The following is a 25,687-nucleotide window of genomic DNA, read 5'->3' on the forward strand; positions in this document are numbered from 1 at the left end:
TTGAGGGCATTCAGAAGAACAAAAACGGCATCTTTTATACAGGTTTTATTCCGTTTTATTCTCCAAAAGCGTGTCCTTTTTACCATATAACAATTCGGCAATTTCAATGAGCTTGTCTATTATATCGTTTACATTGGCATAATCGTTAAAAAGCGACGACGCCATTTTAGCCGTAATTAAATCCTCTCTAATCAATCGATCAATAGAGGTGTTACTTTGCCTTATATTTGCTTTGGCTTCTTTTCTTAATTGCTTAAGTTTTCGAGCGTATTCTGCGTGATCTGTTTCCGTTCTAAACAAATAGATAACCCTCAACACTTTGGTTAGTTTTTTTCTAAAGCCATCGTATTCATTTTGCAGTTGTTTGTTGTTTGATGCCGACGCCATGGTGATATTTTTGTTCAGCTCCTTGACGCTTTTTATAATTTCAACCATCTTTCTGTTCGCTATTTTTATATCAGAAACCACCTTGATTTGTCTTTTGTTTAGTTTTAAATCACTTTGTGCCGTGGTGGCATACCTAATTATTTCGCTGTAAATGGTTTTTACTTTGGTATAGTACAACCCTTCCACATCTGTTTTAAAATCTATATCGGATTTTTTTACAATCTTCTTTATTTTTTCATTGGATTTTATGTCTTCTCTATGAATATTTAATGCGTGCGCCACAATTTCGAAAATGCTGTTTTTATAAAGATATCTCGATTCGTTAATTAATGCTGAAATAGCCGTTCCCGGAAACTTCAATACAGCGGAGTTTAAATATTTTGGTTCATCAACATCTTTGTCCTTATCCGGTTTTTCCTTTACAACCCGTTGCAATAAACCTTCAAGTTTTTTAATAAAAGGAATCATTACCAGCACGCCCACAACATTAAAAATAGTATGAAACAACGCTAGTTTTAAAGTGTAATTGGTGTCTGCAATTTGTAAAACTTCAGACAAATTATTAACCAATCGGGCCAACGGAAATATAAAAACAATGGCGATTAACCCTGTTGTAATATTGAAAACAAAATGCGCTCCGGCTAATCTTCTGCCAGCCGTATTTGAGCCCAACGACCCCAAAACGGCCGTAATGGTTGTACCCACATTTGCACCAATGGCCAAGGCTAGGGCGTTTTCATACTCTATCTGTCCTGCCGCAAGCGCAGTTAAAATTAAAGCCAAAGTGGCGCTGCTAGATTGTAAAATGGTAGTGATAACAATTCCCAATCCGGTATAAATAAACACGCCTAAAAACCCGGAAACAGCAAATTGGGACAAATCGAAGTAGGTTTTAAAAACATCAAAGCCTTCTTTCATGTAATGAATTCCCAAAAAGAAAAAGCCCAAACCCGCCAAAACATTTCCAACTCCTTTTAAAGCTGTTCTTTTTTGAAATGCAAAAATAATTCCGAAAACCAGCATGGGCATTGCCAAGGTAGATACCTTGATTTTCAACCCAAAACCTGCCACTAACCACGCCGTGGCCGTAGTGCCGATATTGGAGCCAAAAATCAGTCCTATACCGCCTGCTAAAGTGATTAGCTCTGCACTGACAAACGAAATGGTAATTACCGAAACCAACGAGCTGGACTGAATTAAACCCGTAACCAAAGCACCGGTAGTAATGCTTTTATAAAGCTTGTTTGTTGCTTTTTTTAATATACTTTGAAGCGGGCCTTTGGTAAAAACCCTGAAGCCTTCTTCCAGCATAATCATCCCGAAAAGCAAAATGGCTACACCAGCCGAAATAGTTTTAAAATTGGGATTAAAAAACAGAAGAATCGCTATGATAATTAAAAGCACAACAAATATTGTTTTTCTAATCATAGCGCTAACTTATTATAGTTTTTATCAGAAATAAAGCGTCTTGAAATTAGCTGTAATCCAGAAAATCGCATTGAGCGTACAGCATGTAAAATCGTATAAATTTGGTGTTTCATAATTTAGTTTATAGACCACACTTGTAATGATTTTGTTAAATTAATCGATTCTAAATTTAAAACCAAAAAAAGGAGGTTTAAGTGTTTCCTTATTTTAAAGGAAATTCATTTTACGGAAACCATCAAAAAAAAGCTTGTATTTTAGCAAAAAAAACATGAAGACTTTATTTCCTACTTCGCTTTTTTTATTATTCGGTATAATGTCTTTTGGCCAACAAATTAAAGGTTCGGAATTACTTGACAAAGCCATTAAGTACCACGACCCGCAACATAAATGGAAAACATTTAATGGCACGTTTCACGTCACCATGGAAACGCCCAATAGTTCAAATAGAAACTCAAAAATTAGTATCAATTTACCCGAAGAGCACTTCTATTTAAAAGCAAAAAAAGACACGGTAGTAACCGAATACGATGTAAAAAAAGAGGCATGTACCATTACCTTAAACGGCAAAACCGATTTATCGAATCAGGTTTTAAAAACTCATAATTTAAGTTGTGAACGCGCCTATTTGTATAAAAACTACTACACCTATTTATACGGTTTGCCCATGAAACTTAAAGATGAAGGTACGATAATTAACGATGTGATTGAGCAAAAAACATTCAAAGGAAAAGCCTTTTTAGTATTACAGGTTACTTATGATGCTTCCGTTGGAAAAGATGTTTGGTATTTTTATTTCAACCCTAAAACATACGCCATGGAAGTATATCAATTTTATAAAACCGACGATACAGGGTCTATTAAAAAAGACAGCGGAGAATATATTTTATTGACTGATGAAGAAATTGTTAACGGTATAAAAATGCCGAAAACCCGAGCTTGGTATTACAATAAAGATGATGCGTATTTGGGTACCGATATTTTAAACTAAAACAAGTTATTCACCAATATCTTCGTTCCACAATTCCGGATGGGCAGAAATGAAAGATTCCATCAAGTCGATACATATTTTATTATTTACAACATCTACTTGAACACCACGGGATTTCAATAAGGCTTCGTCGCCCGAAAAGGTTTTATTTTCACCAATAACAACTTTTGGAATACCGTATAGCAAAATCGCCCCAGAGCACATCGAACAAGGTGATAGTGTGGTATACAAAGTACAGGCTTTATAAACGCTCGCAGGCTGTCGTCCGGCATTTTCAAAAGCATCCATTTCGCCGTGTAAAACCACACTTCCGTTTTGCACACGCTTATTGTGCCCTCTACCAATTATTTCGCCTTTATAAACAATAACCGATCCAATAGGTATACCGCCTTGAAGCCGTCCCTTTTTTGCTTCTTCAATGGCTGCTTCTAAAAATTTATCCATAAGTAAAATTTAAACTTATTCAGTTTCTTGCGCTACTCCAATTTGATCTAGCTCATTGAAGGTTTTCTTTTTAGCTTCAAACTTATCAATGTTTACCACAAAGGTTTTAGAAATTGTATCGTGCCAACCTCTGCTTTGTGACCCTAAAAAAGATAAGGCTTCAAAAGGTATCATTCTTGAAAAACTACGTTTTAAATAGTCTGATGCCGTTGGTTTAGTACCATCTGCTAAAACAACTTTTGTTTTTGTAATATACTTTCCTATACTTCTTCCTTTGGTTAGCATTTCTATTGAAAAATATACAAATGCCAAAACAATGGCTGTTATCAATCTGTCCAATAATGGATTTAAATTTTCCATATAAAAAATAAGGTTGTCTGCTGGCGTTGTATCCGTAGCAAAAGAATAGAACAAATAAAATGCTCCGAAAACAACGATCCAAAACACCAATATTATGGCCAATAAATCTACAATGTAATTTGCAAAACGATTTCCTTTTGTTGCATATAAATCTGGGGTAACTTTAAAATTTTGATTTGTCATAAATAGGTGGTTAAGTTGAAAACCTAAAAATAACATTTTTTTACAAATGGTAAGCAAACAAAAAACCACCCCAATTGAGGTGGCATTTTGTACACTTAAAATTAATTATAAATTAACCTTCGCAACTTGTGCATTCTTTCTTTTGCTTAAACTTCTGCGCCGCATTCATACTATGTTGGTAATACAGCGATTTTACTCCCAATTTCCAAGCTGTAACATATAGTTTGTTAATGTCTTTAACCGGCATATCTGGGTGTACCATAATATTTAACGATTGCCCTTGGTCTATATGGTTTTGCCTATTTGCCGCTTGGTAAATAATGGTCATTTGATCGATTTCGGAATAGGTTTTAAACACGTCCTTTTCATGGTCTGTGAGCTCTTCTAAATGCTGTACAGAACCATCGTAATCGCGAATGCTTTTCCAAATGTCGCTTGTATTTAATCCCTTTTCTTCTAAAAGATCGACTAAAAACGGGTTTTTAATTGTGGTTTTAATTTTGGCAATATCCTTTACATAACTGTTAGACCAAATGGGTTCGATACCTTGGGATACTTGCCCTAAAATAAATGCTGAAGAGGTTGTTGGTGCCACGGCATTTAATGTTGTGTTTCGTCTTCCGTAACCTTTTAATACTTCGGGCTCTCCAAATAATTTGGCTAATTCTTCAGATGCTTTTTTAGATTTTTCACCAATGGTTTTAAATATTTCACTATTCAAATTAAAAGCTTCCTGACTATCAAAAGCCAACATTTTAGATTGTAATAAAGAGTGCCATCCTAAAGCGCCCATACCTAAAGCCCTGTTTTCCTTGGCAAAATTATAGGCCTTTTCCATAAAGAGGAATGTTTGCTGGTCGTCGCGATTTGTAGAATCTCTATATACTTCCAATTTGGTAACAAACTCCTCTAAAACGGCATCTAAAAAGTACACCATGGTTTCAACGGCATCGGTATCTTTCCATTTATCGTAATGCAATAAATTTATTGAAGAAAGCACACATACAAAAGACCATCTGTCGTTTGTTGGCAACATGATTTCTGAGCATAAATTACTCGCGTAGATTTCATGCTTTTTGTCTTGATATACATCTGGCGCCGCATTGTTGGCATTGTCTTTAAAGAAAATATAAGGATAACCTATTTCGCCTCGGCGTTGCAATACCTTTGCCCAAATGGCTCTTTTATCGGCATCGCCATCAATCATTTCTTCCATCCATTGGTTTCCAACGGTAACACCATGTGTCAATTCTTGAATGGGGTTGCCTTCTGTACCAATTTCCAAGAACTCATGAATATCTTGATGCTCTATGGGTAAATATGGTGAAAAACGCCCGCGTCGCACAGAACCTTGACTTACAACATCTACCATTTTTTCAAACAACTGCATGATGTGCACCGCCCCTGAAGATTCACCATTGTTTTTTACAGGCGCACCCCTGTGACGTAGTTTACCAAAATAACCGGAAGTTCCGCCTCCTAATTTAGACATCATGCCAACTTCGGATTGGGTGTACAGAATATCTCCCATATCGTCTGATATGTGCGAGCCAAAACAACTAATGGGCAAACCTCTTTTTTTACCAAAGTTAGACCAAACCGGTGAAGCTAGCGAATAATAGCCTTCTGCCATATACCCATAAAACTTATCGGCAAAGCCATCTATTTTTAATATTTCTTCTGCTCTTAGTGCGATTTCCTTAATGCGCTCTTCGGGTGTTGTGTCGTCAGTTAAGTATCCTGATGCTAAGAATTTACGACTGTTTTCTGTTAACCATTTTATTTCCGGCTTCTTACTAGCTTCTTTTATCGCTTCGGTTCTGGCATTAATTAATTCGTTGAATTTTGAAGGCGCTGCTTCTTGCTGTAAATTTTCTGCTGTAGTTTTGTTGGTGTAGTTGCTCATTTTTAAAATAGGTCGTCGCTGGTTATACTTTTTGTTCTTTTACTGTAGTTTATAGATCGTTTTACGAAGAAATCCCCGTGTTTTGTGCCTATAATTTCGTCGTCAAACCACTCGGTTTTTTCAACTAATTTTTGGTCTATCTCGAATACTTTTTCAATACCAATACTTTCTAGGGAGTTGTTAAAACGATTTTTAATAAATTCGTTAATCACATCTTTTGGTAAAAATTCCAATTCTCCCGCTTCAAAAATCCAGTCTACTATTTTACTTTCAGATTCAAAGGCTTCTCTACATAATTCTTGTACTAATTTGGCATGCTCTTCATCAAACCAAGTTGGGTTTTCTTCTTTTATAATTCTGATAACATCTATCCCGAAATCGCCATGGATTTGTTCTTCTTTAGAGGTTGCTTCAACAACGTTTGAAACTCCTTTAAGCATGTTTTTATGCTTATTAAAAGCCATAATTATTAAAAACTGAGAGAACAAAGAAACATGCTCTATAAAGAGTGAGAACAATAAAATAGACTCTGAAAACTCCTTGTTATCTTCACTTTTTGCGTTTTTTAACGCGGTTTCCAAATAGTGCACACGACGCATGATTACGGGTTTCTTTTTTAGGTGCTTAAACTCGTTGTTTAAACCCAAAATTTCAAGTAAATGCGAATAGGCGTCTTGGTGTCTTACTTCACTTTCTGCGAAAGTAGCTCCCACCGACCCAATTTCCGGTTTAGGCATTTTATTATAAAGATCGCCCCAAAAACTTTTAACCGCCACTTCAATTTGCGAAATGGCAAGCATGGTGTTTTTTATCGCATTTTTCTCTACTATGGTAAGCTTTGTTTTAAAATCTTGTATATCGCTGGTAAAGTTAAACTCTGAATGAATCCAATAAGAATGTCTTATGGCATCAACATAATCGTTAAGTGCAGGATACTCGTAAGGCTTTAGGTTTATGCGCTTTTCAAAAATATTGGTCTTTCTGTTTCTAGCCTGCTCGTCTCTGTATAAAATATAGGCTTTAGCCACATCGTGAAATGCGCTTTCCATTAATTTTTCTTCAACAAGATCTTGTACCTGCTCCACGGTTGGCACATACTTATAATCTTTTTCCTTTCTGTTCAATAAGGCTTTTAAAACATTTACGGCAATGGTGTTGGCGTCTTCCTTGGTGCCGTTACCAACAGAAAGCATGGCTTTTTCAATGGCATTAGAAATCTTTTTTAAAACAAAAGGGCTTGTTTCGTAATCTCTTTTAATAATGTGTGTAATCTCCATATTTTATAATTAATAGCTAGTTGGTTGCAAGACCGGTGTAAAACCAAAAAAAAAAAAATCTAAATTATTTCTTTTTTTAAGAAAGAATATAGCGTGTGTTTTCCAAAAAAAATCAGATTCCCCATCGTTTTATTTTGATATAATGAAACAGAAAATCTAACTTTATTTGCTCTTAACAAAGGTTGGCAATTGTTCTCAAAAAAGAAAGGGTGTTTTGTAAACCTTATCAACAAGTTTTTAACAAACAAACAATAACGCTGAAAACAAGAAGTTTACACAAAATTTTAGCAATGTACTGGAAATCAGTATTTTAATATTTTTGACTGCTTAAAAAGTGAACATAAAAAGTGAAGATTTTTTTATCAAAAAACCCTTGTTTTGCTGGTGCTCAAGATGGTTATTTTATAAAGTTTTTGCAACTTTTTCCAGCTCCGTATACCAGTCTTCCCCAAACTTTCGAATCAGGGCTTCTTTTACAAATTTGTAAACCGGCACTTGCAGTTCTTTACCAAGCGTGCAGGCATCATCGCAAATGTCCCATTTATCATAATTTACCGCCGAAAATTCAGAATATGCTTTGACCCGAATGGGGTATAAATGACAAGATACTGGTTTTTTCCAAGAAATTTCTCCTTGATTATAAGCTTCTTCGATACCGCAAAGTGCTGTGTTTTTTTCATCAAAAATCACATAGGCACAATCGGCATTATTAATCAAAGGGGTTTCAAAATCACCAAAATCCGTAGTAATATGCGTGCCCTGTTTTTCAATAGCTTCAATACCTTCTTGTCGCAAAAAAGGTTTCACCTTCGGATAGATGTCTTTTAGGATTTGAACCTCATCTTCGTCAAGTGGCGCACCGGCATCGCCATCAATACAACACGCGCCTTTGCAGGCCGATAGGTTGCACACAAAATCCTTTTCTATAATATCTTCCGAAACTATGGTTTTTCCTAATTGAAACATATTCTACTATTTAACCTACTTTTATAAAAATGTTTTACGCTTTATTGGAAAACATTTGTTTTTTTATCAGTTGTAATTGAGTAGGCAAAAGTATAGAAACTTTACATTAATATAATGTTATAAATCGGTTATAATCATCTACTTTTGCCGAAAAATTAAGAACCTCTATTTTTAGTGATTATTAATTTTTTAGATTCCCGATTTAGCGAGAATGACAAATGATATAAAAACGCAGCAAGCTGCGACATATTTTTGAATTTAAACCTTTAAAAAATGCAACTTAATTTTAAAGAAATATTCACCGCTTTTATGGTGTTGTTTGCGGTGATCGACATTATTGGTAACGTGCCAATTGTAATCGATTTACGTAAAAAAGTAGGACATATTCAAAGCGAGAAAGCATCACTTATTGCTGGGGTTATTTTAATTGTGTTTCTGTTTTTGGGAAAAAGCATTTTAAACCTAATTGGAATTGATGTAAACTCGTTTGCCGTGGCTGGTGCCTTTATTTTATTCTTTATTGCTTTGGAAATGATTTTGGGCATAACACTTTATAAGCAAGAAGAGCACGATGCTATGACTACGGCTGTTTTTCCGTTGGCATTCCCGTTAATTGCCGGCCCAGGCAGTTTAACCACTTTACTCTCGTTGCGTGCCGAATTTAGAATTGAAAATATTATTGTTGCGGTTTTATTAAACGTAATTATTATTTATATTGTGCTTAAAACATCCTCGAAAATAGAACGTTTTTTAGGGCAAAATGGCATTAACATTGTACGTAAGGTATTTGGCGTTGTACTATTAGCCATTGCCGTAAAATTATTTGCCCATAACATTAAAGCGTTGTTTGATGTGGTATAAAAACCCGTAATGGGTAGCAGGTAAATTAAAGATTATTACAAAACGATTAAAATTTTAAATACATGAAACTTTTAACCATAATACTTAGTATTGCAGCTTTAGGACTTATTATTTTTAACGTTACAAAAGTAGATTTCAATGCCCCTTTTCAGGGCGAAAGCATTATAGCGTTAATTGCGATAGTTGCAGCGATTTGCGTTATCATCATGATGGGGATTTTACGAATCTCAAAACGTATAGAGCAAAAGGCAAAAAAACATAGTTAACGTTTAATTAACTTTAAAAAGACACTTTAGCTGTTTCTTTTTCTCCTATTTAGCCTAAAACACAATTAGCGTTACTTAGGCTATGGTTTTATTTTTTGATCTTTACCTATCAAAAAAAACAAATCGATTTTTTTAATTTTAAAACTCAGTGATTTTGATGTACGATGCTTTAATTATTGGTGGTGGCGCTGCGGGCTTATCTTGCGCCTTGGTTTTGGGGTCTGCAAAAAACAAACCTTTTGCAGCAAACAAACAGATTGCTATTATTACACATCAAAAAACATCGCATTTACAAAATGCTTTATTTAATAATGTTTTAGGTTTAGAACCCGGAACCACCGGTGCCTCAATTTTAGAAAAAGGCAAAAAGCAATTAGGCGATTTATATCCTCATGTTGCCCAACTTGAAAACGAAAAAGTATCTGCTATTTCTAAATCGGTTCACGGCTTTAAAGTTAAAACCAACAAAAACACTTACGAAGCCAAACTGGTGGTTATCGCTGTGGGTTACACCAATTTAATGCGGATAAAAGGTTTGGAAAGTTATGTGGAACCACATCCAAAAGCAGCGATTGAAAAAGACCGTATTTGGTTAAAAAATACCAATCATTTAATTGAAGAAAACCTTTATGTTGCCGGTACATTGGCCGGTTGGCGCAGTCAGTTTGCCATTGCTTCGGGTAGTGGCGCACATGTGGCGACCGATATTTTAACGCTTTGGAATGGTGGGAAACACACTAAGGTGCATGATAAGATATAGTTAACCGCCCAAAGGAGCTAAAAGACTAAGTTTAAAATTGTTTAGGCATATCTTTACTTCCGTGGAGTACTCTTACTATTCTGATATGATTTTTTAGGATTCTATAAAATATAACATGTTCCTGTTCAGTAATACTATACAATCCTATTTTTATTTCGTTTCGTTTTCTTCCAATTTCTGGATTGATGACTAATTGGTTAAAAACCGCATCTAAATCGTTAAGATATTTTACTGCTTGATTAAATCCGTGGAAATAATGTGAATAATCAAATATGGCTTCAATATCAAAATCTGCTTCCTCGGATAACTTGTAGCTTTTTATTTTGTTTGACATTTAGCCCGTTTTATTTCGGCGTTTACTATCAATAATATCTTTAACATTGCGATTACTTGTTGCTCCAGACCAACCTTTTTCAATTTCAGCTTTTAAATCTACAATAACACGATGCCTGTACGTTTCATGTAAGCGCAATGCATCTCTAACCAGCTCACTTGCGTTTTGAAAATCGCCAGATTCAATCTGATTTTCAATGTATTCTTTTTGTTTTTTTGTTAAACTTACATTCATCGTTATAATTTTTATTATCCATTAATTAAAGATAATAAAAATGTCCATATTTTACAAATATGGACATTTTTTTGTTATTTGAAATTTTTTTTAGTTTCGATTTTACTTGATGAAAGCACCCTTAAAAAACGAATTAAGGCTTAAATTACCGCTCCCCATCACTCAACTTAACCACCTCTTCAATCATAATATCGCGCTGGTTGAACACCTCTTCGAAAGCACCATTGCCAAAAAGTTGGTCGGCCAAAGTGGCTTTAATATATTGTTTTACTTCGTCGTGGTATGCCACAAAGGTTATTTTAGAATTCAGCCTAAGGTTTACATAATCCTGTATCGCATAAACCCAATCTTCCTCAACTTCAAAATTATCGATAAAATCCTGCCTAGACATATTACTGAAAACACTTCGGTCTTTATCCAATTCCCTGAACACAAAATTACCTATAAAACCACGTCGAAATAATTGAGAAAGGGTTTCGTTGTGCATGCTATTATCAATGGGTACAAACACATCGGGGATAATACCGCCGCCGCCATAAACAATTTTACCTTTTGGTGTGGTGAATTTTAGCGAATCGGCCACTTGAATTTTTTCCGGATCCAAGAGTTCGCCACTGTCCAATCGTTCAAAATACTCATCGTAATAGTCTTTATGCCCATTTTTGTAAGGCCTTTGAATAGAGCGACCCGTTGGCGTATAATAACGCGATACGGTTAAGCGTACCGCACTACCATCGCCCAAATCCATTTCGCGTTGCACGAGGCCTTTGCCGTAAGAGCGTCGCCCAATAATGGTGCCTTTGTCGTTGTCTTGCAATGCGCCGGCAACAATTTCGCTTGCCGATGCCGAGTTTTCGTCAATCAGCACATACACATGGCCTTTTTCAAAATTCCCTTTACTTGTTGCAAAGCTTTTTTCGATGCTTCCGCGCTTGTTTTTTGTGTACAAAATAAGTTTATCGTCTTCTAAAAACTCATCAACAATCTGTTCGGCAATCCCTAAAAAACCGCCTGGGTTGTCGCGCAAATCCAATGCGATTTCCGTGGCGCCAAGATCAATAAGTTTTTCCAATCCTTTTTTAAACTCTTTATAGGTAGATTCAGCAAATCGATTGATTTTGATATAACCCAATTTCTCGGTTAACATATATGCGGCATCAACGCTTTTAATGGGAATGTGCCCACGTTTAACCGTAAAATCCAAAAGCTTTGGTTCGCCTTTTCTGTAAACTTTCAATTTTACTTTGCTGTTAATGGGACCTTTAAGTTTTTTAATAATCTCGCCGTCTTGTAATTTTTTTCCATAAAGCGAATCGCCGTTGGCCATAATAATGCGGTCGCCACCTTTAATGCCCGCTTTGGCACTTGGCCCGTTTTCAATAGGCCTAATTACCGCAATGGAATCCCTGTAGGGATAAAAACTAATGCCTATGCCCACAAAATCACCTTTCATGTTTTCGGCAACACGCTCCATATCTTCTTTGGGGATGTACACCGAATGCGGGTCCAGATTATCCAGAATGCCATTAACCGTAACATCAACAATACTATCGGTGTTTACCTCATCAACATAATCGTAATCAATATAATCGATAAGTCGGTTTAGTTTGTCCTTTTTGCTATTGGTTGAAAACAGGCGGTCTGGCGCATCGGTAAAATTCAACTTGCCGCCAATAAAAATGCCTGCTGCAATAGCAACACCTAAAACCAAGGGTAAATATTTTTTTTGATAGGGCATTATTTGTCTATTTCTTCAATTAATTTAAGTTCAACACCTGCTTTTTCCAAAAAGCGCAGTCCGGAATCGTCTTTATAGGCTTGGTTGTACACCACTTTTACTATGCCCGCTTGATGTATTAATTTGCTACATTCTTTACAGGGCGACATGGTTATGTACAAGGTTGCCCCTGTTGCCGATTGGGTCGATGCCGCTACTTTTAAAATGGCGTTGGCCTCGGCATGCAGCACGTACCATTTGGTGTAACCCTGTTCGTCTTCGCAAAAATTCTCAAAACCCGAAGGCGTGCCGTTGTACCCGTCGGATATTATCATTCTATCCTTTACAATAAGTGCGCCAACTTGCCGGCGTTTGCAATACGATAATTTTCCCCACTCTTTGGCAATTCTTAAATAAGCCTTATCGTACTTAAGTTGTTTATGTTCTGGCATTAATTTATTTTATAATTTGGGCGTTACCTTTTACTCATACCTACAAGGTTAAAAAAACCTTGCAGGATTGCAAAAGGTCAGGCTTTTCGCTACAATCTTTTGCAAAAAAGCAAAAGGATTTCCACTGCAATCCTTAACGCGAAACAATATAACGAATATACTCGGTTCGTATTTTAATTGCAACGCAAGTTCGTTAAACTTTTGCGAAAATTTGATATGTGTTGCAACATTTTAAAATAGCTATAAAGCTTACAATAAATCAAATAAGTTTTTAAATGATGTAGTAAAAAGTTTATCTTTAGGGAATAACAGCAATAAAAAACATAGCATATCTTGACTTATTTATGGGAATGGGATATGTTTAACAAAACTGACTATATAACACGTTGTCCACAATATGAGAAAAACCTTGAGAATATTAATAATGCTTCTGATATTGATGAGTTTTTCTTCTAAATCTCAAACCAAATCTGAAAATAAAATGACTGAATTTCAAATAAAAACTTTAGAAAAGGAAAGTTACGACAGATATATTTTAGTTCAAGGCAAAAATCTAAAAAATGTTGAGCCTAAAATAACAGAATGGTTGGAAATTTTTGCCGCAGACGATCCTGTGAATATGACAATAAAAAAATCTAAACTCGGCGATTGGACTATTCTCAAACTATCTAAAAACGAAATTTTCAATGCTTACAACTATCACAATTTTGTTTATTGGTTTTTAGGAACACCACCAAAAGACCAGAATTATGCTGAATACTCAATCGGAATATCAATTGATAAAAACGGAGAATCAACATATTTGATTTACAACGATTATGATTTACGAGAAAAAATAGCAACTAATGACGATGTTTTCGGAATATCGGAAAAGAATCAGAAATTCATTTTGAGCATTCCGTTTGACGAATAAAAAGTGAGTAACAATAAAGGAATTTTGGGTTTTTACAAGTTTTTAACTGATAATGGAATTAATTTAAACAAAATAAAAACTGACAAACTAAATTGGACTGAATTACAGATTAAAGTGGAATAAAAATACTGTGGGCAATATCCGTATACAACAAAGAGAATTAACTTAATTGTCTAATTTTTTTAGAACATATGAACAAAATTTTAAGATTTTTTTGTTCAATAAAGTATCTGTTAGATTCTGAGTAAGCCACATGAGTGTGCGCGTTAGGGATTGCAGCGGCATCCTTTTTAAAAATGAGAAAAATAAAGTTTAATAAGAACTAAAATTTAACAGATTGCCACAGTCGTTCCTCCTTCGCAATGACGTTTAAAAAGATATAGCGGAAAGCCCGACCCCCTTTTCAGGGGGTAACGCCCAAATAATTATTTAAGCCAAAAAGTCGTTGTTAAGCAACATGGGGATAACCAAACCAACTACGATTGCCGATATCACCATAATCCAATCGCGCTTGGTAAACCTAAATATGGTTTGCACCACATAGCTTAAAAACAGCACGACAAACACGATAATAACTTGGGCAATTTCAATGCCTAAAGCAAACTCCAACAGTAAAACCAGTTTGCTGTCGGTGGCTCCCAAAAGCATATGAAACTCGCGTGCAAAGCCCAAACCGTGTATTAAACCAAAAAACAGTGTGGTTAAAAACAGGACGCCTATTTTTTCTTTTTGTGCACCTTTGCCTGCAGTAAACACATTGTACAGCGCCACAATTAAAATGGTTATGGGTATTAAAAATTCTACCATTTGAGCGTTAACGCTTACTACATTGTAGGCCGCCAAAACAAGCGACAAGGTATGCCCCAAAGTAAATACGGTAACGAGCAGTAAAACCCGTTTCCAGTCTTTAAAAACATAGGGAATGGTGAGTACGATTAGAAATAAAACGTGGTCGTAAGCATTTATATCCAGCACGTGGTTCATGCCGTATTTTACGTTGAATAAAAAATTGTCAAGCATTTTAATTAAGATTTAGGGTTAATTGGGTATGTCAAATATACGAATAAAGGCAGGTTTTGGCTGTAATTCTATTATTTTACCTCAGTATTATATTTTTTATCCAACTGAAAAAGCATCTCTTTGGTAATGGCTTCGAGCGAAAAGGCGTGTTTCCAATGCCAATCTTGTCGTGCCGCATCGTCGTTTATGCTTTTTGGCCAACTATCGGCAATGGCTTGCCTGTAATCGGGCGTGTAGCTTATTTCGAATTCCGGAATGTGGTTTTTTATCGATTGTGCCACTTCCTTTGGCGTAAAGCTTATGGCAGCCAAATTGTAAGACGACCGTATTTTTATGGTATCGGCATCGGCCCGCATAATATCGATGGTGGCCTTAATGGCATCGTCCATATACATCATGGGCAGCTTCGTGTTTTCAGATAAAAAACAATCGAATTTCTTATCGGTAATGGCTTTGTGGTAAATATCTACCGCATAATCTGTTGTGCCGCCACCGGTTTGTGTTTTCCAACTCACAATGCCCGGGTAGCGCAAACTCCTAACATCTACACCGTATTTTTGGTGGTAGTATTCACACCAACGTTCGCCAACTTGTTTGGTAATGCCGTAAACGGTTGTGGGTTCCATGGCCGTATATTGCGGCGTATTTTCAGATGGCGTAGAGGGGCCAAAAACGGCAATACTAGAGGGCCAAAACACTTGTTTTATAAACTTTGCTTTTGCCAAATTTAAAACGTTGAACAGCGAATTCACATTCAACTCCCAAGCTTTCATCGGGAATTTTTCTCCCGTGGCGCTCAACATGGCAGCCATTAAGTAAACGATATCGATGTTGTGTTTTTCAATACACATATTAATACTGGCATAATCTTGGGCATCAACAATTTCAAAAAGCCCAGAGTTAACAATATCTAAATTACTATAGCTTATATCGCTTGCAATTACATTTTCATCGCCATAAATGCCTCTAAGCTTAAATGTTAATTCCGAACCAATTTGTCCGCAAGCACCAATAATCAATATTTTTGGGTTCATTTAAAACACGGTTTATAAGAATAAATCAAAAATAATAAGATTATATTGATAATATTTCATTTTAAAGATGAAAATTTTTCAAGAACACGATTGATTATTTTACATAAAACAAACTATTGCTATATCTTTGTAAAGCATCCAAAAACATGTAGTTGTATGAACCTTAAACTTATAAGCCTCATTTGTATTTTTATGATGGTGTCTTCTTGTAAAAAAACGGAAGAAAACAATCCTGAGGAAGTTAACGATACAGAAATCAAGAGTCAGGAATTATCTGAAAGTGACATCGCAAAACTTGATTTTGCTGATTTTGGCTTAGACGAAAAAACAGAGCGCGCCATTGAAAACTGGCAAGAATACTACCAACTTCAAGATATTGTAAACAATGTAAAAAAAGGCGATTTAATTTATTTCAGCAATAATGAGGAAGCCATTAAAACGCTTTTAACCGATTTAAAAAAGAATATTCCTGCGCCAGTAAATACGTCGGCCACCTTGGCCAGATTACAGGTTTTAGACACTAAGGTTTTAAAGTTAGAAAGCTTATATAACCTATCCACCACATCAAAATCGGAGCTTAATGCTACCGTAAAAGAGTTTTTGGTGGCGGTGTCAAACTTAAACTTCCAAATGAATAAAAAGCTGGAGAAAGACAGCAGAAACATTCAAAAACCCCAGTAAAACACAGGTCTTATTTTCTTAATCTTTTGTTAAGGTTGTTATAAATAGCATTTTGAAAGTGCTAAATAATAGTACCTTGTGCAACAATTTTTTAAAACTAAATCACTAATTACAAACACATGAAAACCAAATTAAATTCTTTATTTCTATTTAGCGGATTGGCTTTTTTAGGGCTCGTTGCCTGTAAAAACGATGCCAAAAAAGAAACCGCACAAATGGAAACCGTACCAGGTATTAACCTAGAATACATGGACACCAATGTAAAACCAAATGATGATTTTTTTAGACACGTAAATGGTACTTGGCTGGACAATAACGACATTCCTTCAGACCGAACCCGTTGGGGAAGTTTTGATGAACTCAGAAAAAAAACAGACGAAGATGCTTTAGCCATTTTAAAATCGGCCATGGCAACCGACAAAGATTTGAATACCATTGAGGTTTTACCGGGTTCGGATCAAGAAAAAGCGGTATTTCTCTTCCAATCCATAATGGATACCGTTACCAGAGATGCCCAAGGTATTAAGCCTATTGAAGCGGTATTGGCTAAAATCGATAACATTAAAAACAGTACCGATTTGCAGAATTTTTTAATCGAAACAGCTCCCAAAGGCGGTCGCGCTTTTTTTGGCTTTGGCGTAGGCGCACATCCTAAAAACAGCAATCTGAACACAGGTTATTTAGGTAATGGTGCGTTGGGCTTAAGTCGCGATTATTATGTTGATGAGGATGACGACACTAAAGCTAAACGAGAAAAATATCGAGCGCACATTGCCCGTATGTTAAAATTTATCGGTTATTCGGACGAAGAGGCCAAAGCAAATGCCGATAACATTTTAGCTTTCGAAACCCGAATGGCTAAACCCAGAATGACTAAAGAAGACAGACGTGATGCCAGAAAAAGATACAATCCTAAATCGATGGACGATTTGTCAAAAATGACGCCTTCAATCAATTGGGACGCCTACTTTAAAGGTATTGGCGTTAAGGAATTGGACACCGTTATTGTTACAGACCCCGGATACTTTAATGCATTAGAGGGCATTTTAAAAGAAAACAATGTTAACGATTGGAAAAATTATTTACGTTGGACTTTAATTGATGGAAATTCCGGGTTATTATCTACCGAAATCGATAAAGCCAATTGGGAGTTTTACAGTAAAGAACTAAGAGGTTCAAAAAAGCAAAGAGACCGGGAAGAGCGTGCTTTAGGAACACTAAACGGCACTATTGGTGAAGCTTTAGGAAAACTTTATGTGGATAAAAAATTCCCGCCAGAGGCTAAAGCCAAAGCCGAAAAAATGATTAAAAACATTATGCTGGCTTTTGAAAAAAGAATCGATAACCTCGAATGGATGACGCCTGAAACCAAAGAAAAAGCAAAGGAGAAATTACAAAAAATGAATGTTAAAATAGCCTATCCAGACCAATGGAAAGACTATGCTGATCTTGATGTTGAAAGTGTTGAAAATGGCGGCTCGTACTTTAACAACATGCAAAATGTAAGAGTGTGGAATTTTAAAGATGGCTTAAATAAACTCGGAAAACCGGTTGATAAAAGCGAATGGCTTATGGCGCCCCAAGTTGTAAACGCCTATTTTATGCCACCGTATAACGAAATTGTTTTTCCTGCGGCTATTTTACAACCGCCTTTTTATAACTATCAAGCCGATGAAGCTGTAAATTATGGCGGCATTGGCGCTGTAATTGGTCACGAAATATCACATTGTTTCGATGATTCCGGGTCGCGTTACGATGCCGACGGAAACCTAAACAATTGGTGGACCGATGAAGATTTAGAGCAATTTACCGCCTTAGGGAAAAAACTTTCCGAGCAATACAGCGAAGTTGAAGCTTTACCTGAAACTTTTTTAAATGGTGAGTTTACCTTAGGTGAAAACATTGGAGATTTAGGAGGAATTAATGCTGCGTATGATGGTTTGCAATTATATATGGCGGAACATGGCAGACCAGAAAACATTGATGGCTACACACCAGAGCAACGTTTGTTTTTATCGTGGGCAACCATTTGGAGAACAAAATACACTGATGATGCGTTACGCAATCAAATAAAAACCAATACGCATTCTCCGGGTATGTACCGTGCCGTTATGCCTCTTAAAAATGTAGATGCTTTTTATGGAGCTTTTGATATTAAAGAAGGAGACGCCATGTATTTAAAACCGGAAGACCGTGTAAAAATCTGGTAATCCCAAATAGTGTTCAATAAAAAAGGGCAGATTCCGAATTCGGAATCTGCCCTTTTTTTATTCTTTTTAAATCTAATTTTTGGGTTGAGCGGCAGCTTGTGTCAAAGCTTGTTTCTGTCTTAACAATTCAGATTTTGTCAATTGAATTAAATTAAAATTAGGTGCCGTTTTTTGGGTGGCATCCAAAATATCAACTGCTTTATCAATATTGGCTTTGGTATCTTGGTTATACACCACTAAAGCATTCAAATACATAAAGGCTGCTTTTAAAGACACTTGATATGGTTTTTGCGTTTCGTAAAAAGCTTTGGTCATATCCTCCTTAGCATTAGCAAGACCGTAATTAATATGTTTTAAAGCTTCATCCAGTTTTTGGATTTGCAGGTTTAATTCGGCCAACTCATAAGCAATAAGGGCATTTGGGTTTCTTTTAAAAAGCTCCTCAAAATGGCCAATAGCCAATGCTGGTCTTTTTACCGATTTTAAAGACAACGCTTTAACCTCAACGGCAATATCGGAATCGCCAACATTTCTTTCAATACCAATCGTATTTAAAGCCTGTACATATTTGCCTTCGCTCATATAAATATAGGCCAAAGTGTCTTGCCTTGCCACAGATGGCGACAACACATTCAAATGCGTCATGGCATTTATTACGCCCTGCATATCCCCTTGTGTTTTCATTTGGTTGTAATAAGCCTCGTAGTGCTTAATTAAATCTGGGCTGCTCTGTGCATTTAGCTGAAAACAGCCTGCCACTAGAGCCAACATTAAAAATCGTTTCATTTCTACTTTTTTAAATTTCGCTAAAACTATAAAAAAATAGCATGTAATGTCTTAAAACAATGCTAATTATTTTCATTTTTTATGATCTGAAAATTAAAGTTGCCTCTTGTTTCTAGGAAAATTCAAAAAAAATAATTATATTTAAGATTACTTTAATTTTTATTTTTATGGCAATTAAAAGTTTCCAAGGCGCAAGAAGGCAGCAAGCAAATGCTGAAGACAACACTCCTTTAAAGGTTAGTGACTATATGACACGGGATTTAATTACGTTTACACCAAAGCAAACCATTGAAAGTGTGATGCAATCGCTAATTAAAAACCGCATTTCCGGTGGCCCCGTGGTAAATGAAAAAAACGAACTGATTGGAATAATTTCTGAAGGTGATTGCATTAAACAAATTAGCGAAAGCCGTTATTACAATATGCCGATGCAAGATAAAACCATTGAAAATTTTATTACCCAAAATGTAGATACCATTGATGGCAACATGAATATTTTTGATGCCGCCAATGAATTTTTAAAAACCAAACACCGTAGGTTTCCCATAGTTGAAAACGGTAAATTAGTGGGACAGATTAGCCAAAAAGATGTGCTAAAGGCCGCTATGAAACTTAAAGGGCAAACTTGGAAATAGGTTTATTATCCTTCTCTTTTTACCAAAGCATAATAATCGCCCTCTAATGGCAGATAGCCTTGGTTGTAAACAAAGTAATAAACCGTTCCTTTTTTTGTGGTGTATATACTGGTAAAGTAATTAAAATCGAATCCTTTTTCAATAAGTTTGGCGCGCGAGGTTTTGGTTTTATCTATTGGGTTTAAAGCCTCTAAAATCCTATAATTTTTTCTGAGCCTATTATTGGTATTTCTTATTAAATTTTTGTGGTCTTTATTAATATTGTTATTATAGGCATTTCTGCACGCATCGCTACAGAATTTTTTATCAATTCTGCCTACAATTTTATCGCCACATTCGGGGCATTTCTTTTCCATCAATTTAAATTTATAATATTTCTTAATTAATGCCCTTTAAGGGCTTTCAATTTTATACCAACGCAAGTTTAGTTGTTCTTCTTCAAAATAGAAATCTTCAATATATTTCAATCCAATTTTTAAAAGTGCACGGTGCGATGCTTCATTTTCCAAATGAGTTGTCGCATACAATTCCGGTAATTTTAAAACATTAAAGGCGTAATTTACCGACGCTTTCCCAGACTCGGTGGCATAACCTTTACCCCAATATTTTGGTATAAACCTATAGCCTACATCGTAATATGTTGTATGGCCGTTCATGTTGTATTCGGTGTTTAATCGAATGCCGGACCAACCAATAAAGTTGCCCGTGTGTTTTTCAATAGCTGCAAACCTGCCAATACCGCGTTCTTTATATTGTTTGAAAACACTATCCAGTATTTTTTGAGACTCCTCAATGGTTTTAACGGGTTTGTTTCCTAAATATTTATGCACCTCTGGATTGGAGTCTAGCTCGAACATGCCGTTTAAATCGGTTGGCCTGAGTTCTCTCAAAATGAGTCGTTCGGTTTCTATGTTGAATGTCATGGGCGTTAAATATGCTACAATATACAAATTATCCATTTACAAACGACTACAAACATTTACAAACGAATTTAAATAAGTAATAACCGAATAACTTTTGGATGCCGTCGCATATTTGCAGTGTCGAAACATAAGACTTCGATAGTATTAACTGTTTAACACGTAAATTTAAAATTATGAACACACTTAGAAACAAAGTACAGTTGATTGGTAACTTAGGAAACGATCCGGAAATCATCAATCTTGAATCAGGAAAAACATTGGCTAAATTTAATATGGCCACAAACGAAAGCTACACCAATAATAAAGGTGAAAAAATTACAGATACCCAATGGCATAATATTGTGGCTTGGGGAAAAACGGCTCAAATAATTGAAAAATACGTAACCAAAGGAAAAGAGGTTGCCATTGAAGGGAAATTAACATCGCGAAGCTATGACGATAAAGATGGTAACAAACGCTATATTACCGAAGTGGTTTGTAGTGAGTTATTGATGCTTGGAAAATAAACCATTTTTTGCCCAAAAAATAAGCAGGTCTCTTAAAAAAGGCCTGTTTATTTTTTTACATTATCCACATTAAAATAGCCTCCCTTATTTTCTTTTCTTTCTAGAGATTGATTAATAATTAAATGTGCCACATTAATCATGTTTCTTAATTCGCAGAGCGGTGTGGAAATTTTTGAGGCTTTATAAAAATCTTCAACTTCAGTATACATCAAATCGAGGTGTTTTATCGCTTTTTTCAATCTGCTTTGACTACGCACTATCCCCACATAATCGCGCATTAAAGCTTGCAATTGCCGTAAATTATGCTGAATTAAAACGTGTTCTTTTGGCGTGCTTGTGCCTTCATCATCCCAATCGGGAATATTCAAATTTACAGATTTACAACTATCGTTTCTTAAATATTTAAAAATATTGTGTGCATAAACCAAAGCTTCCAATAACGAATTTGAGGCCAATCGGTTGGCGCCGTGCAAACCTGTTCTGGTACACTCGCCACAGGCAAATAAATTTGGGACAGACGTTTTTCCGTCCGTATCAACCTCAATGCCACCACATAAGTAATGGGCTGCCGGCACTACGGGAATCCAATCGGTTTCAATATTAATATGATGCGCTTTACATTTTTTATAAATATTGGGAAAGTGTTTTTTAAACGCCGCCATATCCAAATGCGTACCATCTAAAAACACATGGGTGTCTCCCGTTTTCTTCAATTCGCTATCAATACTTTGCGATACAATATCGCGGGACGCCAATTCTGCCCGATTATCGTAATTTGACATAAAACGCTCACCTATTTTATTACGTAAATAGGCACCAAAACCCCTAACTGCCTCGGATATTAAAAACGACGATTCGCCATCAGCCTCAAATAAAGCCGTGGGATGGAACTGCACAAATTCCATGTCCAAAATTTTAGCTTTGGCCCTGTACGCCATGGCAATGCCATCTCCAGTTGCAATTACCGGATTGGTCGTGTGCCCGTAAACCCAACCAATACCGCCAGAAGCCAAAACCGAGTTATGGGCTTTTAACGTGAAAATGGTTTTGTCTTTTTGATTTAAAACATAAGCCCCGTAACACGCATTTACTTTAGGTTTTTTACCACCTACATGGTGATTTGTAATTAGATCGATGGCAAAATGATGCGGCAAAATGCTAATGTTTTCAAGTTGATGCGCCCTAGCTAATAAAGCGCGCTCAATTTCTGCGCCCGTAATATCTTTATGGTGCGCCACACGGTATTCTGAGTGACCGCCTTCTTTTCCTAAATCTAAATTTCCGAGCGTATCAAAATCAAAATTTGCGCCCCAAGCCATGAGTTCTTCCAAGCGTTTAGGGCCTTCTTTAACAACCATTTCAACAACAGATGCATCACAAAGTCCGTCGCCGGCATTTAAAGTGTCTACAATGTGTTTTTGGAAAGAATCTTTTTTACGGTTTAACACAACAGCTACACCGCCTTGGGCGTATTTTGTATTGGATTCTTCTTCGTTGGCTTTTGTGATTATGGTTACGGTTCTACCGGGAAATGCTTCTGCAATTTTAACCGAAAACGTTAAACCCGCAATACCCGAACCAATTACCAGATAATCTGCTGTCATTGTTATTATTTAGATAATTCCAACATACGCTCAATGGGCAATAAAGCCTGCTCGATAATGGTTTCGTCAACTTCAATCTTTGGCGATTCGTTAAGTAAACAATCGTATAATTTTTGAAGTGTATTCATTTTCATAAAATGACATTCGCTACACGCACAGGTATTATCTTCTTTCGCCGGTGCAGGAATTAATTCCGTGTTGGGCATGGCTTCTTTCATTTTATGTAAAATACCAGCCTCGGTTGCCACAATAAATTTCTGGTCTTGATGCTGTTTTACATAATTTATCATACCTGCGGTCGAACCAATGTATGTTGCCGTTTTTAAAATATGCTCTTCGGATTCTGGATGCGCTATGATTTTATAATCGGGATATTTTTTATGAAGCTCGATTAATTTATCCATTGAAAACGCTTCGTGCACCACACAACTGCCATCCCAAAGCAACATATCGCGTCCTGTTTCTTTGATGATGTAAGCCCCTAAATTTTTATCGGGCGCAAAAATAATAGGCCTTTCTTTAGGGATAGATTCTACAATTTTTAAGGCGTTGGAAGAGGTGCAAACTATATCGCTTAACGCTTTAATTTCTGCCGAACAATTCACATAGGTAATCACCACATGATTGGGGTGCGCTTCGGTAAATGCTTTAAAAGCCTCTGGCGGACAGGAATCTGCCAACGAGCAACCTGCATTTAAATCGGGCAGCACCACCTTTTTTTTGGGGCTTAATATTTTAGCGGTTTCTGCCATAAAATGCACACCGGCAAACACAATAATGTCGGCATCGGTTTCGGCGGCTTTTTGCGATAGCCCTAAACTATCGCCAACATAATCTGCAATATCCTGTATTTCCGGCACTTGATAATAATGCGCAAGAATTACAGCATTCTTCTCTTTTTTTAGGCGGCGTATCTCTTTAACTAAATCCATTGTATCACCATTTAGTTCGTATTCAAAAAAATCAGACTACGCCTTAACCTTAATGGCTAAAGTCTCAATTTCTGAATAAATTGTATTTAGTGCTAATTCACTTTGGTTTAATTCATTTAAAACCGTTGATTTAAAATCTTCAAATACATGCTTTGTGTTTTGAAACAGATTTTGATAATAAAAAACCCCTTCTTTCATGTTATTTGTGAACGTGAACAGGTATTTTTCTTCTTTTTTATTAAACGATACTTTAGCGTCCTCCAATTTGTTTTTCAAGAAATCAATATAAATTTGAAGCTCTTTAATAAATAAGTTGGGGCGGTCGTTTCGGGTTACCATATTGGCTCTTCCGTAAATATGATCGGTTATGTTTTTTAAACTCATAACTTTAGAATAATACGCCATATTTGGCCCGGGACAAATGGAAACACCTTCGCCTTCAACTTTGGTATCCAAATTGTATTTTAATAAGGCCGATGTCCCTAAACCTACGCAAGTACAAGACTTTTCGATAATTTTATGGTATTGTTTTTCATGCGTTTCCTTATCGAGCTGCTGTTCGTTTAAAGCCTTTATTTTTAAATATTGATACTCTCTTGATGCCGTACAAATACCCGTTTCCTTAAATTCTTTGTTAAGCGCTACAAACTTTTTAGGGCAGGAACTTCCCGGTCTTCCCTTATTAATTAAAACTTGTTTTTCAGCATCTTTGGTGTTGTCTTTAAGATTATTGAACGGCACACCTAAAGGCGAAATATCGCTTAAATACAAATCTTCTTCTTTAGCTTTTGCTAATTTTTGCAAGGTTTTGTCATCAACGGTTGTAGCCTCTGGCACAAGTAAAAAAGGAGAGCCCCAACCTACCGAGTCTAAATTATAATGGTCTATTAAAAACTCGTGTTCTTCTTTAGTACCCACACCACCCTGCGCTGTTATTTGAATAGGCAATGCTTTGTTTGGCACCACTCGATTTTGATTTTTAAGCTCTTGATTTAAAAGTGTTTGAATATCTGTTTTTAAGGCTTCTCTTTTTTCTTTAAATTCAGCTAAAACAGGCCCTAAAAGATACCCGTCTGTGGCAAAGGCATGCCCGCCGCAATTCAACCCGGATTCAATTCTATATTCAGAAACCCACAAGCCTTTTTTGGCCAAAAATTTCCCTTGGATAAGTGCCGATCTGAAATCGCTTACTTTTAAAATAATTCTCTTTTTAAACGCGCCGTTTTCATTTGGAAAAAAATCGTTAAACTGAGACATATAGGTATATAGTCTGGGATTCATACCTGCAGAAAGCACCACCGAAGAATTTAATTTACTATTGGCAAAACCTCGTAAAGCAGCGTGGGCATCGTTATATTCGGTCGGTAATTTTTCGTTCTTTTTATAATTGTCTTTATCAACTTTGGTCATGATATTAACATCAATACTGCCCATTGACAAATTGCTGTTTGCCCATTTTTTAATATCAGATAAATGAAATTCTTTTGACGTTAATTTCTTAAACTCAGACTTTAATTTCGAACCATCCGGCAACATATTGATGTAGGCCAATAAATCGTCGCTTTTTTCGGTGGTTAACTGTTTTAACGATTCAAACTTTTTATCGGCTAAATCGTTTATCAAATTCAAATACGAGGTAATTCTTTTGGCTCTAAAATCATCTATCTTATCGGTGATTTCGCTGTAGGGCATCTTGAATTTTTCGCTGTACATTTTTCTTAATTTCTCAAGTAAAATATCATCAACTAAAGAAATTACAGAGTCCATACCGTATTGGGCCACCTTTAAAGGTGTATCAATTGTGAATCCGATTCCCATTACCGGAATGTGAAACGAGTGTGCTTTTTTCATACATCTTGCATTAATCGGCAAAGGTATTG

The 25,687-nt window shown here is 36.1% G+C and carries 27 protein-coding genes; 9 read left to right on the forward strand and 18 right to left on the reverse strand.

Annotated elements, in window-relative coordinates; translation table 11 throughout:
* Positions 1-45: 45 nt before the first annotated feature.
* A complete protein-coding gene (locus ACN5J7_RS08810; protein WP_311935422.1) occupies positions 46-1,815 on the reverse strand; it encodes a Na/Pi symporter in 1,770 nt (589 codons plus the stop codon).
* Between the two features lie 268 nt (positions 1,816-2,083).
* On the opposite strand from ACN5J7_RS08810, the gene ACN5J7_RS08815 reads away from it, so the two are divergent.
* Positions 2,084-2,803 carry a DUF6503 family protein gene (locus ACN5J7_RS08815; protein ID WP_418603624.1) on the forward strand — a complete coding sequence of 240 codons (720 nt, stop codon included), beginning with the start codon at positions 2,084-2,086 and terminating at the stop codon, positions 2,801-2,803.
* 6 nt (positions 2,804-2,809) lie between these two features.
* Here ACN5J7_RS08815 and ACN5J7_RS08820 read toward each other — a convergent pair whose 3' ends face one another.
* The 5 genes from ACN5J7_RS08820 to ACN5J7_RS08840 form a co-directional block, all read right to left on the reverse strand.
* Positions 2,810-3,247, reverse strand: coding sequence for a nucleoside deaminase (locus ACN5J7_RS08820; protein WP_418603625.1), 438 nt, complete (start codon positions 3,245-3,247; stop codon positions 2,810-2,812).
* A 15-nt stretch (positions 3,248-3,262) separates the two neighbouring features.
* On the reverse strand, positions 3,263-3,790 hold the full coding sequence (locus ACN5J7_RS08825; RefSeq protein WP_311935429.1) for an RDD family protein: 528 nt from the start codon (positions 3,788-3,790) through the stop codon (positions 3,263-3,265).
* Between the two features lie 112 nt (positions 3,791-3,902).
* A complete protein-coding gene (locus ACN5J7_RS08830; RefSeq protein ID WP_418603626.1) occupies positions 3,903-5,696 on the reverse strand; it encodes a ribonucleoside-diphosphate reductase subunit alpha in 1,794 nt (597 codons plus the stop codon).
* Between the two features lie 2 nt (positions 5,697-5,698).
* Entirely contained in the window at positions 5,699-6,973 is a 1,275-nt protein-coding gene (locus tag ACN5J7_RS08835) for a ribonucleotide-diphosphate reductase subunit beta (protein WP_418603627.1), read from the reverse strand.
* A gap of 402 nt (positions 6,974-7,375) precedes the next feature.
* Positions 7,376-7,939 carry a DUF3109 family protein gene (locus tag ACN5J7_RS08840; protein WP_311935433.1) on the reverse strand — a complete coding sequence of 188 codons (564 nt, stop codon included), beginning with the start codon at positions 7,937-7,939 and terminating at the stop codon, positions 7,376-7,378.
* A 273-nt stretch (positions 7,940-8,212) separates the two neighbouring features.
* Between ACN5J7_RS08840 and ACN5J7_RS08845 the strand changes: the two genes are divergently transcribed.
* The 3 genes from ACN5J7_RS08845 (at position 8,213) to ACN5J7_RS08855 (ending at position 9,826) form a co-directional block, all read left to right on the forward strand.
* Complete coding sequence (locus ACN5J7_RS08845; protein WP_311935435.1) at positions 8,213-8,800, forward strand: MarC family protein; 588 nt, start codon at positions 8,213-8,215, stop codon at positions 8,798-8,800.
* A 62-nt stretch (positions 8,801-8,862) separates the two neighbouring features.
* Positions 8,863-9,066, forward strand: a complete 204-nt coding sequence (locus ACN5J7_RS08850; RefSeq protein ID WP_311935436.1) for a hypothetical protein — start codon at positions 8,863-8,865, stop codon at positions 9,064-9,066.
* 157 nt (positions 9,067-9,223) lie between these two features.
* Positions 9,224-9,826, forward strand: coding sequence for an NAD(P)-binding domain-containing protein (locus ACN5J7_RS08855; RefSeq protein WP_418603628.1), 603 nt, complete (start codon positions 9,224-9,226; stop codon positions 9,824-9,826).
* 31 nt (positions 9,827-9,857) lie between these two features.
* Here ACN5J7_RS08855 and ACN5J7_RS08860 read toward each other — a convergent pair whose 3' ends face one another.
* The 4 genes from ACN5J7_RS08860 to ACN5J7_RS08875 all read right to left on the reverse strand — a co-directional run bounded on the left by ACN5J7_RS08860 (position 9,858) and on the right by ACN5J7_RS08875 (position 12,563).
* Positions 9,858-10,160 carry a type II toxin-antitoxin system RelE/ParE family toxin gene (locus tag ACN5J7_RS08860; protein ID WP_418603629.1) on the reverse strand — a complete coding sequence of 101 codons (303 nt, stop codon included), beginning with the start codon at positions 10,158-10,160 and terminating at the stop codon, positions 9,858-9,860.
* Positions 10,161-10,394 (reverse strand): type II toxin-antitoxin system ParD family antitoxin, encoded by a 234-nt coding sequence (locus ACN5J7_RS08865; RefSeq protein WP_418603630.1) that lies wholly within the window; start codon positions 10,392-10,394, stop codon positions 10,161-10,163.
* Between the two features lie 145 nt (positions 10,395-10,539).
* Positions 10,540-12,132: a S41 family peptidase gene (locus ACN5J7_RS08870; RefSeq protein WP_418603631.1), complete on the reverse strand. Its 1,593-nt coding sequence runs from the start codon at positions 12,130-12,132 to the stop codon at positions 10,540-10,542.
* Entirely contained in the window at positions 12,132-12,563 is a 432-nt protein-coding gene (locus tag ACN5J7_RS08875) for a dCMP deaminase family protein (protein ID WP_311935443.1), read from the reverse strand. Before ACN5J7_RS08875 ends, ACN5J7_RS08870 begins: the two co-directional genes overlap by 1 nt.
* A gap of 481 nt (positions 12,564-13,044) precedes the next feature.
* Between ACN5J7_RS08875 and ACN5J7_RS08880 the strand changes: the two genes are divergently transcribed.
* On the forward strand, positions 13,045-13,476 hold the full coding sequence (locus ACN5J7_RS08880; RefSeq protein ID WP_418603632.1) for a hypothetical protein: 432 nt from the start codon (positions 13,045-13,047) through the stop codon (positions 13,474-13,476).
* Between the two features lie 429 nt (positions 13,477-13,905).
* Here ACN5J7_RS08880 and ACN5J7_RS08885 read toward each other — a convergent pair whose 3' ends face one another.
* Positions 13,906-14,496: a HupE/UreJ family protein gene (locus ACN5J7_RS08885; protein ID WP_311935447.1), complete on the reverse strand. Its 591-nt coding sequence runs from the start codon at positions 14,494-14,496 to the stop codon at positions 13,906-13,908.
* Positions 14,497-14,567: 71 nt separating this feature from the next.
* Entirely contained in the window at positions 14,568-15,530 is a 963-nt protein-coding gene (locus ACN5J7_RS08890; RefSeq protein ID WP_418603633.1) for an NAD-dependent epimerase/dehydratase family protein, read from the reverse strand.
* A gap of 156 nt (positions 15,531-15,686) precedes the next feature.
* On the opposite strand from ACN5J7_RS08890, the gene ACN5J7_RS08895 reads away from it, so the two are divergent.
* Together ACN5J7_RS08895 and ACN5J7_RS08900 are read left to right on the forward strand one after the other, a co-directional pair.
* Complete coding sequence (locus ACN5J7_RS08895; protein WP_418603634.1) at positions 15,687-16,211, forward strand: hypothetical protein; 525 nt, start codon at positions 15,687-15,689, stop codon at positions 16,209-16,211.
* Between the two features lie 119 nt (positions 16,212-16,330).
* Entirely contained in the window at positions 16,331-18,421 is a 2,091-nt protein-coding gene (locus ACN5J7_RS08900; protein ID WP_418603635.1) for a M13 family metallopeptidase, read from the forward strand.
* A gap of 72 nt (positions 18,422-18,493) precedes the next feature.
* On the opposite strand, the gene ACN5J7_RS08905 is transcribed toward ACN5J7_RS08900, so the two are convergent.
* Positions 18,494-19,207, reverse strand: coding sequence for a tetratricopeptide repeat protein (locus tag ACN5J7_RS08905; RefSeq protein WP_418603636.1), 714 nt, complete (start codon positions 19,205-19,207; stop codon positions 18,494-18,496).
* A gap of 167 nt (positions 19,208-19,374) precedes the next feature.
* Here ACN5J7_RS08905 and ACN5J7_RS08910 point away from each other — a divergent pair, with 167 nt between their 5' ends.
* Positions 19,375-19,842, forward strand: coding sequence for a CBS domain-containing protein (locus ACN5J7_RS08910; protein WP_311935454.1), 468 nt, complete (start codon positions 19,375-19,377; stop codon positions 19,840-19,842).
* 5 nt (positions 19,843-19,847) lie between these two features.
* On the opposite strand, the gene ACN5J7_RS08915 is transcribed toward ACN5J7_RS08910, so the two are convergent.
* Positions 19,848-20,198, reverse strand: coding sequence for a hypothetical protein (locus ACN5J7_RS08915; RefSeq protein WP_311935456.1), 351 nt, complete (start codon positions 20,196-20,198; stop codon positions 19,848-19,850).
* A gap of 36 nt (positions 20,199-20,234) precedes the next feature.
* On the reverse strand, positions 20,235-20,765 hold the full coding sequence (locus ACN5J7_RS08920) for a GNAT family N-acetyltransferase (RefSeq protein WP_418603637.1): 531 nt from the start codon (positions 20,763-20,765) through the stop codon (positions 20,235-20,237).
* A gap of 173 nt (positions 20,766-20,938) precedes the next feature.
* On the opposite strand from ACN5J7_RS08920, the gene ACN5J7_RS08925 reads away from it, so the two are divergent.
* Positions 20,939-21,271, forward strand: coding sequence for a single-stranded DNA-binding protein (locus tag ACN5J7_RS08925; RefSeq protein WP_311935460.1), 333 nt, complete (start codon positions 20,939-20,941; stop codon positions 21,269-21,271).
* Between the two features lie 47 nt (positions 21,272-21,318).
* On the opposite strand, the gene nadB is transcribed toward ACN5J7_RS08925, so the two are convergent.
* The 3 genes from nadB to ACN5J7_RS08940 are packed head-to-tail and all read right to left on the reverse strand — an operon-like array spanning position 21,319 to position 25,658.
* Positions 21,319-22,875 (reverse strand): L-aspartate oxidase, encoded by a 1,557-nt coding sequence (gene nadB / locus ACN5J7_RS08930; RefSeq protein WP_418603638.1) that lies wholly within the window; start codon positions 22,873-22,875, stop codon positions 21,319-21,321.
* 5 nt (positions 22,876-22,880) lie between these two features.
* The gene (gene nadA, locus ACN5J7_RS08935) at positions 22,881-23,807 is read right to left on the reverse strand and encodes a quinolinate synthase NadA (protein ID WP_418603640.1); all 927 of its coding nucleotides are present in this window, start codon (positions 23,805-23,807) and stop codon (positions 22,881-22,883) included.
* Positions 23,808-23,843: 36 nt separating this feature from the next.
* Complete coding sequence (locus tag ACN5J7_RS08940; RefSeq protein WP_418603642.1) at positions 23,844-25,658, reverse strand: hypothetical protein; 1,815 nt, start codon at positions 25,656-25,658, stop codon at positions 23,844-23,846.
* Between the last annotated feature and the right edge of the window lie 29 nt (positions 25,659-25,687).

Source organism: Hwangdonia sp. (assembly GCF_048381975.1).
GTDB lineage: Bacteria > Bacteroidota > Bacteroidia > Flavobacteriales > Flavobacteriaceae > Hwangdonia > Hwangdonia seohaensis.